Here is a 14,034-nt window from a genome sequence, read left to right as displayed (position 1 = left end):
CTTATTGATTATTGCCCAATGCCCAATGCCCAGTGCCCACTTTTCATTAATTAGAAGGTCTAAGTCTATCCCGCCAGGATGGCTGTGATGAAGAACCGGAACTATTGCCGGAAGAGGAAGATCGCCGAGTTCTTCGAGGTGGGGGAGAATCAGATTCTACTGTTCTAGATCGCCGCCGTGGACTAGATGACTCTGAAGAAGAGTTATTGGAACTTGATTCTTGGCTGCGATCGCGCCTTCTCCGTCTTGGGGTATAATCGGTCGATTGCTGTTCTTCTTGAGAATAACTCCTCCTCCTTCTACGTCTCCCAGATGAACCACTCTCCTCAGAATTTCTAGCACTTTCCCTTTTTGAATCATCATTAGAAGAAATAGAACGATTCAGCACTTGTTTGGGCTTGATGGACTGGGCTTTAATAGTACCTTTACGACCTTCTAACTTAGGGCGTTTAGGAAACTTTTCTACGGGCATCCCTTCTACCGCTTTTGCCATAAATTCACGCCAGGTGTAAGCCGCACTACCACTACTGCCGTATGTGGGGCGGTTATCATCGTTACCTAGCCAGACCCCTGTCACCATCTGAGGAATGTAGCCAATAAACCATAAATCGCGGGCTTCGTCGGAAGTGCCTGTCTTGCCAGCAACTTGTCTATTACCTAATTGAGCAGCAGCACCAGTCCCCGCTTCTACGACGTTGCGTAGCATCCAAGTCATGATGGCGGCACTGTCAGCATCAAGGGCGCGTTTTGATTTGAAATTAGCTGACCAAATCACTTTGCCTTGACGGTTGAGGATGCGAGTAATACCATGAGGCTCTATGTGCAATCCCTGAGTAGCAAAGCTGCCATAGGCGCTTGTCAACTCTAACAGATTGACTTCATTTGAGCCGAGAGCCAAAGAGTAGGTAGGCTTGAGTTCAGATTTTATCCCCATATCATGGGCAAGTTTAATCGTTGGCGTAAATCCCACATCAATCAATGTCTTTACCGCAACAACATTAATAGAGCGGGTGAGGGCATCTCGGATGTTCATCGGACCCCGAAACCTTTCACTATAGTTTTTCGGTTCGTAGCCATCTACAACAAAGGGCGCATCTTCGTAACTATCGTAGGGACTTTTACCGCTAGCGATCGCAGTAGCATATACAAACCCTTTAAATGTCGATCCTGGCTGACGCTGTGCCTGGGTAACTCGATTAAACTGGTTTTTACCAAAATCTTTTCCCCCAACCATTGCCTTAATTTCACCGTTACGGGGGTCAATGGCTACCATTGATGCTTGCTTAAAGTTTTCCCAGCGTCCTTGATTTCGCAGCGTTTTGGCAACCGCCTCTTCTGCAACTTTCTGCCAAGTTGGATTCAGCGTGGTTTCCACTACTAATCCCCCATTCGCTAACACATCAGAAGAAACGTACTTCGGCAATTCTTTTTGGATGTAGCTGGTAAAGTAGGGTGATTCTACTTGTACTCGCTTGGGTAAACTGCTTTTGAGAGTTAGCGGTTCTTGGGCTGCTGCCTGCCTTTGCTCTGGCGTAATTATTTTATCTTCTTGCATCCGTAACAATACTAAATCCCGCCGCCGTTTTGCAGCTTCTGGATTCTTGTCTGGAGCATATAAGCTAGGAGCAGGAGCTAATCCAGCAATCATTGCCATTTCCGCAAGAGTAAGCTGGTCTGGTGATTTACTAAAATATACCCAAGATGCATCTGCCACACCATAAGCTCCACCTCCCAAATAAACCAGATTCAGGTAACGCTCTAAAATCTGATCTTTGGTTAATTCATTCTCCATTTTTTGGGCTAGGCGGACTTCCTTGAGTTTGCGCCAGATTGTCTGTTCTTGTTTCAAAAACAGAATCCGCGCTAGCTGTTGGGTGATAGTACTAGCACCTTCGACCACACCTTGCGATCGCAAATTATTCAAACCCGCTCTGACAATCCCTTGAGGATCAACTCCCTTGTGTTGTTTAAATCTTCTATCTTCTGAGGCGATAAAAGCTTTTTTTAAATTATCTGGTATTTGTTCCAGGTTTAGCTGTTCTCTGGCAGTTTCACCTTGTTGTTGTAATATGGTTCCATCGGCAGCTTTGATGGTCAGTGTTTGCTCTCTAACCACGGCATTCAACTCGGCCTGATCTGGCAAAGTCTGATCTATTAAACTAACGCCGTAGATCAAGGCAACTATCCCACCACCTAAACCCAAGCCTGCCCAAAACCATAAGCGACGATAGAGTGGTTTACCGCGAGTTGCCTGATTGGCCTTCATCCTAGATGGTAAAATTTTCATTTGCTCAGTAACTGCCTCGGCTGCGCCAGATTTTTTGGTGGTAAGCTTTCATTTGTTCCACCTTGTCCAGAGTCACTCAAATTAGTTGGTCTTCGTTTGAACCAGGAGGTAAGCTTACCCACATCAGTTCCTCGCTCAAAGTAGTAACTATAATAACCACGATCAATCAACTTTGGGGTTATAGCACCACCTCTGTGTTAGTATAATATCCTATAAATAATTAACTAAATTCACCACAAAATAAATGTTTTTTAGGTTTAGTTAATTGAGTTTTGTAAAAATACTGCAACTTTGATAACTATTCGGAATATAAAAATTATCGTCATTGGGAACAAGGGCAGCGAAGTATTCGTAGACACAGCCCCAAAACAGCTTACTTTAGGAGAGCGTGATGCCTAAGGCGAACTACGCCGAAGCAGAACTAAGAAGAAGCGCCGTTGCTCTTGGTAGTAATATTGGTGATTCACAGACAATTTTAGAAGCAGCTACAGAAACTTTAGCCCACACTCCGGGTATTTTCTTAGAAGCTAGATCCAATTGGTATAAAACCAAAGCTGTGGGGCCACCACAGCCAGATTACCTAAATGGCTGCGTCACATTGTATGTAGAAATGCTACCACAGCAGTTATTAGAAATTTTGTTAGGAATTGAACAACAATTTGGGCGTGTGCGTCAGGAACGCTGGGGGCCACGAATCCTAGATTTAGATTTGTTATTATTTGATGACTTTATTGTGGATACACCAAAACTCCAGATTCCCCATCCCCGAATGCGGGATCGGGCCTTTGTGTTAGTGCCACTGGCAGAAATTGCCCCAGATTGGATAGAACCAGTATCCGGGTATGTTATTAAAGAACTGCTGAAAGAGGTAGACTGTTCTGATGTACATTTATTGATGGGCAATTAGAATTACCATCCTTAAACGCAGAAGAACGCTGATTTCACCTCTGTTTCACAGATAATCAGAATTATACTATGCCATTAGGTAGAGAATTACCACAACTACTAAAACAACGCTTGTTTTATAAAGGACGCAAGTTTGATTTTGAAGTTAATCGCTTGCGTTTGCCTAATAAATCGGAAGGAGAATGGGAATGTATTCGTCACCCTGGTGGTGCTTTAGCTGTGCCGGTAACGCCAGAGGGTAAACTTGTACTCGTGCGCCAGTATCGTTTTGCAATTCAGGGACGCATATTAGAATTTCCGGCAGGGACATTGGAAATAAATGAAGATCCTTTAGAGACGATACAGCGTGAAATAGAAGAAGAAACTGGCTATAGTGCCCAAAAATGGGACAAATTAGGCGAATTTTTCTTAGCGCCTGGTTATTCTGATGAAATTATCTATGCTTTTCTGGCACGAGATTTAGAAAAGCTGGAGACACCACCACCACAAGATGGAGACGAGGATATCGAAACTGTATTTTTGACTCCCGAAGAATTAGAGAAAGCTATTTTAGAGGGAGAACCGGTAGATGCTAAATCAATTGCTAGCTTCTTTCTAGCGCGTCCGTTTTTAATTTAATACCAATATGCTGCTAGAGTTAGCGATGCCTACGGTGGGCTACGCCTACCGCAGATGCTGACAAGATAATTGCTAACAATGATTTGAGTCGATACGTTGAACATCCGCGTTTTCGACTCATTCCTAGTAGCTACACCAATGACATTCACCAACTAAAGGATCAACAGTTGAGCGTACCCCTCCGGGGAAGCAAGCTACGCGTAGCGTCTTGTAGAGAAGTCGAAACTCGTCAACCTGGGTATATTCTTTGTGAAAAATCTACTTTAATTAACCTCGGTATCTATGATATTTTGCCTCCAGCCGAGCCTGAGATAAAAGCCTTATTAGCAGCAGAGGATGCAAGATAATTTATTTATCAAAGTTAATATATTTGTGAGTGTTTAAATGCTCCTGGAATTCTTTATAAGCTTGATTAATTGCTTGCATCGAAGCTTTTGCGATCGCAGAATTATTGACATCAGGATGATACTGTCTTGCTAATCGACGGTAGGCGAATTTGACAAGATTGGGATGATCGCTTTGATTTACACCCAAGACTTCCCACCATTCCCCAGATAGTACAGAGTCGAGGGTAAATTTATCAAAGCTTTGCACTTGACTCCAAATCTTGATACTTCCGCTATTACCGCCACTTACCAGCGTCTTGCCATCAGAACTGAAAGCAACAGGACTACAGCCAGAGAGAGTTTGTAGTAGTAGTTCCCCAGTGTGGAGATTCCAGAGTTTGATAATACCGTCTCTGCTGCTACTGGCGAGGGTTTTTCCATCGGGGCTGATGGCAACAGACAAAACCGCCGTTGAGTGTCCAGTCAGAGTGGAGAGTAATTTTCCAGTTTGGAGATTCCACAGCTTTATTGTGGCGTCTGTGCTACCACTAATAAGAGTTTGACTGTTAAGACTGATGACAAGTGTATTGACTGCTGCCAAATGTTCAGTGAGAATATAGCACTGTTGCCAAGTTTTGATATCCCAAAGCTTAATAGTTTTATCAGCACTACTGCTTGCAAGAATTTTACCATCGGGACTAATAGCAACTGATAAAACTGCATCTGAATGTCCATTCAAAGTGCGTTTTATTGTTCCCGTGTAGCGTCCCCAAATTCTTATAATCTTATCGGCACTACCACTAACAAGAATTGCCCCATCAGGACTGTAGGCAATTGAGTTAACAAAACCATTATGGCTATAGGTAGAGTTTAAATAAAAGAATGTACGGTGAAATTTTTTTGTATCCATCTGCCAACTGCTGATTTTGCAATCGACACCACTACTTGCAATCTGCTGTCCATCAGGGCTGATAGCAACAGATAAAACTGCCTCAGCTTGTCCAGAAAACGTGTAAAGCCATTTACCTGTTTTCAAATTCCACAAATTAACTTGTCTGTCATCACTGCCACTGATTAAGGTAGTACCATCAGGAGTGATAGCGATCGCATTAACTGCCGCTAAGTGACTTTTGAGTGTGCGTACACATTTCCAGGTTTCAGTTTCAGGTAGCTGGGTTGTCAGAGATATTCTTTCTGCTTCAATATTGGGAATAGAAGGTTTAGGGGTAACAAATTCTGATTTTTTCTTGAATTCAGCTTTAAGTGCTTGTAACTCGTCTTCGACTTCCAAAACAGCAAATTTTTGGTTGAGATCCTCACCAGATAAAAATGCTTCTAATTCCATCACTGCTTCGGAATAGGCATCTATCAGCAAAACTTTCTCTTCCATCCGCTCAAAAAGCTGTGCTGGAGTTTCGCTAATTTCCGATTCATCTAACAGTTTGGCAATACCATAGGCGGCGAGTCCCACCACTGCACCAATTCCTGCCATCGGTACTGCACCAATCCCAAATGCCAGCCCTACTTTAGGTGCGACTAAACCCATACCACCGACGACGCTATAAACACCAGTACCGCCGACTGCACCAATTCCCATTGTAGCGAAAGCAGTAGCATCTCCCTGTGCGATCGCATTAATTGCACCATAAGCAGCTGCACCAGCCACAGCACCAGCAGCCACTACAGGAGTTGCACCAATACCGACTGCACCAAATCCGCCTGCTAGTCCCATTCCGCCTACAGTTGCGGAAACACCAGCACCTGCTATGGTTCCACCTGCGATAAATGCTGCGCCTGTTTTAGAGTTTTGTGTCACTGATTTTTGTTTTTGAAGAGGAACAAATTAGGAATGAAGAAGATAGAGTGCGATGCCTACGGCGGGCTGCACCTACGTATTTTTATAGTTTCTCAGTTGAGATAAAGTCTTTTTAGAATAGCAAATACCCTCCAGTAAGTTTACTGGAGGGGTATCTATAATATTTGACAAATTTTTACCATTTAGAGCTTAGTCAAAAAAGACCTTTTTTACTCTATAAGCTGCAAGTCCTGCTGTGGCTACAATTCCTGCTGCTGGCAATGCTACAACTGTCGTTGTTGTAAATCCCAAAACACCTAAGATTCCAGGAGCGGTAGAAGTAACTGTAGCTACTGTAATTGAACCTAGACTAGCAGCAGCAGATGAAGCAGCTGCGATAGCACCTATAGCCTTCAGAGTTTAGCATTTGTTTATTTCCTTCCTGTATTCTTTAATCTAAGAGCTTCTTCAAGCCATAAGCTGCTAGTCCAACTACAGCACCAGCAGCTACGACTGGGGCTGCCCCAATGGCAATACCACCGAATGCTCCTGCTAGTCCCATGTTTCCAACCACAGCTGCAACTCCTGCGCCTGCCGCAGCTCCGCCTGCTGCGAATCCTGAAGCTTCTTTGATATCGTCTTCTTTACGCTTTTCAGCCATTGTCTTTTTTGCTTACAGTTAATAGATTTAGAACAAAATTAACAAAATATTTTTTATGTTCACATTTGTACTTTTACTGAAATATTGAATGAATTTTTCGTAAAGCAGAAAAAGCCAAAATAATCAAATTAACTAAGCTTATTTATATAAAATTTAAACTGGGATCACAAATCTTCAGGTGTTAAACCTGTTACTTTGGCAATTCTTGCTAACATCCGAGGCCCAATCTCTTGACCATCATGAAAGGCAAACACAAAATCAGCCCAATCAGGGCGTGTCAAAATTTTATGCGAACCTGACTGCCGTTTAATCTCCCAACCAATACGCAGCAAAGCCGCTAGGACACGCTTTGCCTTTGTGCTAGACCACTCACTCATGCTGCGACAAATGAAACGCTGACTAGCTCTGGAGTTACTTCTCCATGTTCGAGCTTATCTGCTAACACACGCAGAGCTAATGCTTGAACTCTAGCAACTGCTTCTTCTGGTGTCTGACCGTAAGCCAGTACACCAGGAAAACCAATCACTTCTGCCAGAAAGCGTCCATCCTCTTCTTGTTCAATCTCTATCGTGAAGTTCATCGGTAAGCCAGTGATTGTAATAAAAGCGATTCCTGGATAAAACAAATGCATCAAATTGCTCGACAGTTACCCGCCTCGAACTCAGCGATCGCCTCCTGTGCAAAAGCTTTCAGTTTGCCATCAGCAATGTCTTTCTCTAATTGTTCATCCCAGCGTTGATAGTCTAAATCAGTAAACCATTCAATGAGCTTGTGATACTCGTTGGGTGACAGTTGAAGAATCGCGGACTCAATTTGCTCAAGTGTCAGCATAACGATACATCACCTTTAATCTAAGCAAATTATAGCTTGCTCAACTAATGCTCTTGACCCAGGAAAAGCAATCACTTCAGCTTATTACATCCATCCTGTTCTTGTTCAATCTCTATCGTCAAGTTCATAGCCAGTGAAGGTATTGTAGTAAAAGTGATTCCTGGATAAAACAAAAAATTTATATGACCTCAGTTTCTCCTCACAAAAAAGCCAGAGCCTTAAAATCTACCAGCCGCCGCCCTGCTAAAGAACTCTGTAGCGAGTGTGGACTATGTGATACATACTATATTCACTATGTCAAGGAAGCCTGCGCTTTTATTAATCAGCAAATAGGCGAACTTGAAGAAGAAACACACACGCGATCGCGCCATCTCGATAACCCTGATGAACTCTACTTTGGTGTTCACCAAGACATGATGGCGGCGCGGAAACAACAGCCCATCGAAGGCGCACAATGGACGGGTATTGTTAGCAGCATTGCCATTGAAATGCTCAATCGCGGCATGGTTGAAGGTGTTGTCTGCGTGCAGAATACCAAAGAAGACCGCTTTCAACCCATGCCCGTCATCGCCCGTACTCCAGAAGAAATACTAGCGGCGCGGGTAAATAAACCAACGCTTTCGCCTAACCTTTCTGTGTTGGAACAGATAGAGAAATCAGGGATGAAGCGGCTATTAGTAATTGGTGTTGGTTGCCAAATCCAGGCATTACGAGCTGTAGAAAAACAACTTGGTTTAGAAAAGCTGTATGTTTTAGGTACGCCCTGCGTAGATAATGTTAACCGTGCCGGACTGCAAAAATTCTTAGAAACCACCAGCCGATCGCCTGATACAGTTGTGCATTACGAATTCATGCAAGACTTCCGGGTTCACTTCAAACATGAGGATGGCTCATTGGAAACTGTGCCTTTCTTTGGCTTGAAGACAAACCAACTCAAAGATGTCTTTGCCCCATCCTGTATGAGTTGCTTTGATTATGTCAACTCCTTAGCCGATTTAGTCGTTGGCTACATGGGCGCACCCTTCGGCTGGCAATGGATTGTAGTTAGAAATGATACTGGTAAGGAAATGCTGGATTTGGTAAAAGACCAGTTAGACACCCAACCAGTGATGTCTAAAGGCAACCGCAAAGAAGCTGTACAGCAAAGTATTCCGGCTTACGATAAAGGCGTTACCCTCCCCATGTGGGCAGCAAAACTCATGGGTGTGGTCATCGAAAAAATTGGTCCCAAGGGTTTAGAATATGCGCGGTTTTCCATTGATTCTCACTTCACTCGGAATTATTTGTATGTGAAGCGAAATCATCCAGAAAAGTTAGAAGCGCACGTTCCAGAGTTTGCCAAGCGTATTGTGGGGCAATATAAATTACCAGAATAAAAATTGGGCATGGGGCATTGGGAAGAGGGCAAGGGGAAAGACTTGTTGCAAATTATTACCTCTTGTCACCTTCTCCCCCTGCCTCCCCTGCTTCCTCAAAAACTCTCTCTATTCCTCCTCTCCTGTGTCTCTGTAGTAGCCTGTGGCAAGCCGCTTTGCGTTTACCTTTATTTGGATAATCTATTTCTTGGAAGTCCCTTAAGGCACAGGTGAGCAAGAAAAAATTTTGATAATTGGGCAACAATTTTCCGAAATTGGTGACTTAAGTTTGGTAGTAATTACCAGAACACTAATTTATAAATAACTTCTATAACTAGCCTTGGGGAAATATAGCCCCACAAAAACCTGGTCTTCGTGACCGGGTTTTTTGGCATGGATAAATTAACAGCAATCAGAAACCCAACCTTAAGTTGATTGTGACCGAATCATCCATACTAAAATACCTAAGACTTGTTCTCAAGTGCTCCTAGTGACATCCCCTCTCCGTAATGCGAAGAGGGGTTGGGGGGTGAGGTTACGCCGGATAAATCCGTAAGCGGCGATTTGGTTCTTCGCCAAAACTATGCGACTTGAGGCGATAGTGTTCTACCAACTCATGTTGCATTTTGCGGACTTGGGGAGAACGTGGTAATAACTCGACTGGCTGTCCTTTAGGAATCACAATTTGCTCAACAGCAAGTCTAGCTTCTTCCAAGGCATCCATCTCATCATCGCTACCATTGTGCAAAAACAGCTGCAATTCTAGGTCATCGGCCATTTCTGGGTCGTCCATGTTCAGCAACCGCCGCAAGCCACGGGTAATTTGCGGAATGGTGCTGGACTTAATCATGTGGATGGGTACATGACGGGCTTTTGCCATTTGGCGTAATTTAGCATGGTTTTTGACGTGCGATCGCAGTGCTAAAATTGCATCGGCAGTATCTATGTCTTTTGTCAATACCACGGGTAAAGTTAGCACACTAATTACCTGTTCCAGTTGATGGCGGCTAACCCCGTATGGATAAACGTGCAGTGGCAAATCTTCGCCATTGGGCCCTGGCTGTCTGGTGGCAGCATCCAAATCAATGCTTTCAGAATAATTGAAGGATTCATCCAGCAAACGATCAAATTCACTGCGTCCAGTCACCCGCTCTACAGGCAATTGCGGCAGTGCAACCATTTGTCCAGATGAACGCCAGCCATTAGCCTGTCGCACAGGTGGGAAAGATTCTTCCACTGTCCCTAACTGTCCACCGCGACCGTTGACAACAGCTAACTGACGTGTAACCGCCACTTTGCCGTGGTCATCAACGGTTCTCGTTTGTGGGGTAGGCTGACGTCCCCGCAGCAGATTATCTACTGTGTCAGCAACGCTTTCGTGTACTACCCAGCGTTGGCGTTCTAACATTTCCACAGCAATCTCAAAGGTAGGAGGGGCTTTACGCTCCAAAACAGTCTTTTGAGAACCTCGCCGTCTGGCTTCGTCGTCTCCCAGCGTTACAGCTTGGATACCCCCAACTAAATCAGCCAGGGTCGGGTTTTTAATCAGATTTTCGATCTGATTCCCGTGGGCAGTACCTACCAACTGTACACCTCGTTCCGCAATGGTACGAGCCGCTAAAGCTTCCAGTTCCGTGCCAATTTCATCAATGACGATGACTTCTGGCATATGGTTTTCCACTGCCTCAATCATCACCTGATGCTGTTCTTCTGGACGAGCCACTTGCATCCGCCGAGCGCGACCAATAGCGGGGTGGGCAACATCACCATCCCCAGCGATTTCGTTGGAGGTGTCAATAATCACCACTCGCTTATGCAGATCATCCGCCAAAACACGGGCAATTTCCCGTAAGGCGGTAGTTTTGCCCACGCCTGGACGCCCCAGCATGAGAATCGATTTACCAGTTTCTACCAAATCGCGGATCATGCCAATGGTTCCGAATACCGCTCGGCCAACGCGACAGGTCAAGCCTATAATCTTACCCGTGCGGTTGCGGATGGCGCTGATCCGATGCAAAGTTTGCTCAATTCCTGCCCGATTATCTCCGCCAAAAATTCCAACTCGTTGAATACAATCATCTATCTGTTCTTGAGTAACGGGTACTTCGCTCAGATACTCAGCTTGATTCGGAAAGCGAGCCTCTGGGCGACGACCCAAATCCAAGACCACTTCTACTAAACTATCTCGTTTGGGATGACTCTCTAGTACTTGTTGCAGGTCTTGGGGCAAAATGTCTAATAACTTTTGGAGATCGTCTGTAATCGTCATGCTTTCTATGGTGACGTTTTTAGAGATAGCGAGGACATTTGCATACAGGAGAAACCGCTCTGGGTAATTTCCCGAAACGAGCAATTAACGCTCCTGCTGTGACTTGATCTGGGAAACGAGAGAATGGGCAAGTTTTACAGCTTGCCAAAGTAATACGTCATTTTCTTCGAGGCGAAGATTCGCTTGTACATTGGTGTTATTTACCTCCTTATTCTCTAACTGTTCGAGAATTGGTGACAGCAATACACGGGCGTAGCTACCGTAGGCGACCCCGGCGATGGAGGAGGGAGGGAATGAGGGAGTCTTTTCTCCCCCTGCTCCCTCATCTCCCTTTGCTCCCCCTGCTCTTTTCAGTAGTCCCATTGCCTTTAACTTAGCAACGGTATAGCCATTTGTGCCGCCTGCTAACTGCACATATCCTGGTAACTTAGCTGCCAAAACTTTTTGCCCTAATTTCACCGCAGCTATTGTAGTGCCATCGCCAATATCACCACTCATGGGACGACCGTCGGTTTGCCAAATTAAAGCACTCTTGAGTGGGGCAATCAGGTCATATACTGCTCTTAAGTAGTCAATCATTCCATCGCCATCGGGACAGCTAATGGCTAGTAACTTTAGTTGATCAGCCCACGGTGAAATTGCCTGCCATAATCGGTGAAATTCTGCCAATCGCCCTATTTGTGTATGGATTTCTACGGCATCTACTCCTGTTGACATCACCAATGGCGCGATCGCTTCCGGCGTTGTCACATATGAAGCTGTATCAATTATACTGTATGGACAAATTGGTATGCAACGACCGCAGCCATAGCACTTTTCGGATATTACTCCCGAAAAGTCTTCTTTGATACTGTCAAAGACGATCGCTTGTGCCGGACAAACCCGTTCACAGGGTCTAAGGCAGTCTGTAGGACACTCAGTAGGATTAAATTCTGCTTTCCGAAAATGGGGGTCTTCTCCATCGTTCAGGCTGACCATCAAAAAGGGCGAGTTGCCTTTGTAGTCAAAGCCTCGCTTTTGGGCATCACAAGCCAGAGTTTTGGCTACTTGTAGCCCTGCTTGCGCTGCTGCAATCACCGCCGGATCAGCTGCAACATCTATACAGTCAGCGCCCGCCAAAGTATAGGCTAACGTTAAATTTCTGACTGCCGGCAAATGCTGGAAGCTAGCTCCGCAGATGAGCTTGAACCAGTCACCTTGTTTGAGAGATTGTAAAGGGATGAACAGATCAGTCACACTTCTATTATGCGTTTATGCGACTAAAAATAGTAGTCTGTAATCAATAAAAAGTCCGGATTTCCTGATTCTATTGCCAATGAGCTTGCTAATTGAGGTATACCTAAACAAGATACTGTTTTAGCTTTTTATTCTCCCTTTAAACTTAAACGACAATTTACCGAGTTTGCTGTTGGCTAACGCTCAGGTTGCTCGATGGGAATTTCGATCGCAAACTCTGCTCCTTGGTTAACAGAAGAAGTGCAGGTAATATTCCCTTGGTGTTTTTGGACGATAATCTGATAGCTAATGGATAATCCTAGTCCACTACCTTTGCCCACAGGTTTTGTGGTAAAAAATGGGTCAAATAAACGCGATCGCAACGACTCTTCAATACCAGGGCCATTATCTGCGATCGCAATTTTGACCATATTCAAGTCTGTTACCTCTGTGTGAATCCGAATTTGGGGAGTAGGAAGGAGCCACTGCGGTCTTTTACCTTCTAGCGTCTCCAAGAGTTGGGGAGACGTTAACGGCGATAACGCAGCGTTACCGAGTTCGTGTACTCCTTCGGGGAAACAAGCTACACCTAGCGTCTGGTAAAGAGCATCTGGGATTTCCCCAAGTGGCGTTAGGGGGTAGGAACTAGGAGATTGATTCTTCACTCCCTCTTCTATTGCATCAATAGCATTATTCAACAGATGCATAAATACTTGGTTTAATTCACTCGCGTAACAAGTAACTAGAGGCAAGTTACCATAATCTTTCACCACAACAATGGCAGGACGGTCTGCTGCTTCCCTGAGCCTATGTTGTAACATCACCAAAGTGTTTTCGATATCTTCATGGATATTTACCTGCTTCATCTCTGCTTCATCATGCCGAGAAAAGTGTTGTAGCGCTAGAACAATTCCCCGAATGCGATCAGATCCTCTATACATTGCACCTATTAGATTTTGCAAATCTGTCATCATAAAATTCAGGTCTATATCTTTGGCTATTTGCTGAATTTTTGGTGTGGGTTTGGGATATTCCTGTTGATAGACCTCAATCAGACTTATTAGGTCTTGCATATATTGACCAGCATATTGGATATTTCCATAAATAAAACTGATCGGGTTATTAATCTCATGAGCTAGTCCAGCTACTAACTGCCCTAGAGCCACCATCTTTTCATTCTGAATCTGTTTAACTTGAGAGGCTTGCAAATTGTCAAGAGCCTGTTGGAGTAAAAAGTTTTTTTCTTGCAGTTTAACTTGAAGCAAACGCAAATTAATCTGATTTTCAATTCGCGACACAACCTCTGCCACATGAAAAGGTTTTGAAATATAATCTACACCACCCACATCAAAGGCTTTTACCTTATCTACAACATCATCTAGAGCGCTAATAAAAATTACTGGAACTTCACAAGTTTTAGTATCAGCTTTCAGCTGTTGACAAACTTGATAGCCATCCATCTCTGGCATATTAATATCCAGTAAAATCAAATCTGGCAAAACCATTTGACACGCAGTCAATGCCATTTTACCGTTTAAAGCTTTGCGAACTTCAAAACCTTGTGCAGTTAACATTGCCGATAAAAGCCGCAAATTATCTGGGGTATCATCGACCACTAAAATATTTCTTTTATGATGATCTGTTTGATTGAAATGCATTATATATAAAAAACTATGTTTGTAAAAATTGAGAATAGTAAATACTTGTTTTTAATAATCTTAATTTTTTTATCAACTTCACAGGAATACTTGTATTTATAGCCTAATACAGT

General features: G+C 44.0%; 13 protein-coding genes and 1 pseudogene. 5 read left to right on the top strand and 9 right to left on the bottom strand.

The features are described from left to right. Positions 1–46: 46 nt before the first annotated feature. A pseudogene (locus H6G96_RS11640) lies at positions 47–2,295 on the bottom strand (penicillin-binding protein 1A). A gap of 383 nt (positions 2,296–2,678) precedes the next feature. Here H6G96_RS11640 and folK point away from each other — a divergent pair. From folK to H6G96_RS11625, 3 genes are all read left to right on the top strand, one after another. Continuing rightward, positions 2,679–3,194 (top strand): 2-amino-4-hydroxy-6-hydroxymethyldihydropteridine diphosphokinase, encoded by a 516-nt coding sequence (gene folK / locus H6G96_RS11635; RefSeq protein ID WP_190911606.1) that lies wholly within the window; start codon positions 2,679–2,681, stop codon positions 3,192–3,194. Between the two features lie 68 nt (positions 3,195–3,262). After that, positions 3,263–3,811 (top strand): NUDIX hydrolase, encoded by a 549-nt coding sequence (locus H6G96_RS11630; protein WP_190911605.1) that lies wholly within the window; start codon positions 3,263–3,265, stop codon positions 3,809–3,811. Between the two features lie 83 nt (positions 3,812–3,894). Continuing rightward, positions 3,895–4,158 carry a hypothetical protein gene (locus H6G96_RS11625; RefSeq protein WP_190911604.1) on the top strand — a complete coding sequence of 88 codons (264 nt, stop codon included), beginning with the start codon at positions 3,895–3,897 and terminating at the stop codon, positions 4,156–4,158. A 1-nt stretch (position 4,159) separates the two neighbouring features. Here the strand turns inward: H6G96_RS11625 and H6G96_RS11620 are convergent, their stop codons facing one another. Beyond that, positions 4,160–5,953, bottom strand: coding sequence for a DnaJ domain-containing protein (locus tag H6G96_RS11620; protein WP_190911603.1), 1,794 nt, complete (start codon positions 5,951–5,953; stop codon positions 4,160–4,162). A gap of 235 nt (positions 5,954–6,188) precedes the next feature. On the opposite strand from H6G96_RS11620, the gene H6G96_RS11615 reads away from it, so the two are divergent. Next, positions 6,189–6,356, top strand: a complete 168-nt coding sequence (locus H6G96_RS11615; RefSeq protein WP_190911602.1) for a hypothetical protein — start codon at positions 6,189–6,191, stop codon at positions 6,354–6,356. 27 nt (positions 6,357–6,383) lie between these two features. Here the strand turns inward: H6G96_RS11615 and H6G96_RS11610 are convergent, their stop codons facing one another. The 4 genes from H6G96_RS11610 to H6G96_RS11595 form a co-directional block, all read right to left on the bottom strand. Further along, positions 6,384–6,593 (bottom strand): hypothetical protein, encoded by a 210-nt coding sequence (locus tag H6G96_RS11610; RefSeq protein WP_190911601.1) that lies wholly within the window; start codon positions 6,591–6,593, stop codon positions 6,384–6,386. A gap of 164 nt (positions 6,594–6,757) precedes the next feature. Then, positions 6,758–6,970 (bottom strand): type II toxin-antitoxin system HicA family toxin, encoded by a 213-nt coding sequence (locus H6G96_RS11605; protein ID WP_190911600.1) that lies wholly within the window; start codon positions 6,968–6,970, stop codon positions 6,758–6,760. After that, positions 6,967–7,224, bottom strand: coding sequence for a type II toxin-antitoxin system HicB family antitoxin (locus H6G96_RS11600; protein WP_242063251.1), 258 nt, complete (start codon positions 7,222–7,224; stop codon positions 6,967–6,969). The genes H6G96_RS11605 and H6G96_RS11600 overlap by 4 nt, the downstream gene beginning before the upstream one ends. Then, positions 7,224–7,424 (bottom strand): hypothetical protein, encoded by a 201-nt coding sequence (locus tag H6G96_RS11595; RefSeq protein ID WP_190911599.1) that lies wholly within the window; start codon positions 7,422–7,424, stop codon positions 7,224–7,226. The genes H6G96_RS11600 and H6G96_RS11595 overlap by 1 nt, the downstream gene beginning before the upstream one ends. Positions 7,425–7,606: 182 nt before the next feature. On the opposite strand from H6G96_RS11595, the gene H6G96_RS11590 reads away from it, so the two are divergent. Next, entirely contained in the window at positions 7,607–8,800 is a 1,194-nt protein-coding gene (locus tag H6G96_RS11590; RefSeq protein ID WP_190911598.1) for a Coenzyme F420 hydrogenase/dehydrogenase, beta subunit C-terminal domain, read from the top strand. Positions 8,801–9,314: 514 nt separating this feature from the next. On the opposite strand, the gene H6G96_RS11585 is transcribed toward H6G96_RS11590, so the two are convergent. The 3 genes from H6G96_RS11585 to H6G96_RS11575 form a co-directional block, all read right to left on the bottom strand. Further along, positions 9,315–11,048, bottom strand: coding sequence for a R3H domain-containing nucleic acid-binding protein (locus H6G96_RS11585; protein ID WP_190911597.1), 1,734 nt, complete (start codon positions 11,046–11,048; stop codon positions 9,315–9,317). 84 nt (positions 11,049–11,132) lie between these two features. After that, entirely contained in the window at positions 11,133–12,284 is a 1,152-nt protein-coding gene (locus H6G96_RS11580; protein ID WP_190911596.1) for an LdpA C-terminal domain-containing domain, read from the bottom strand. Between the two features lie 176 nt (positions 12,285–12,460). Beyond that, positions 12,461–13,921 (bottom strand): response regulator, encoded by a 1,461-nt coding sequence (locus H6G96_RS11575; protein WP_190911595.1) that lies wholly within the window; start codon positions 13,919–13,921, stop codon positions 12,461–12,463. Positions 13,922–14,034: the final 113 nt, after the last annotated feature.

The organism is Nostoc sp. FACHB-892 (genome assembly GCF_014698795.1).
Classification (GTDB): Bacteria; Cyanobacteriota; Cyanobacteriia; order Cyanobacteriales; family Nostocaceae; genus Nostoc.
Note: the sequence above shows the minus strand (reverse complement) of the source record. Positions and strands in the feature narration are given on the sequence as shown.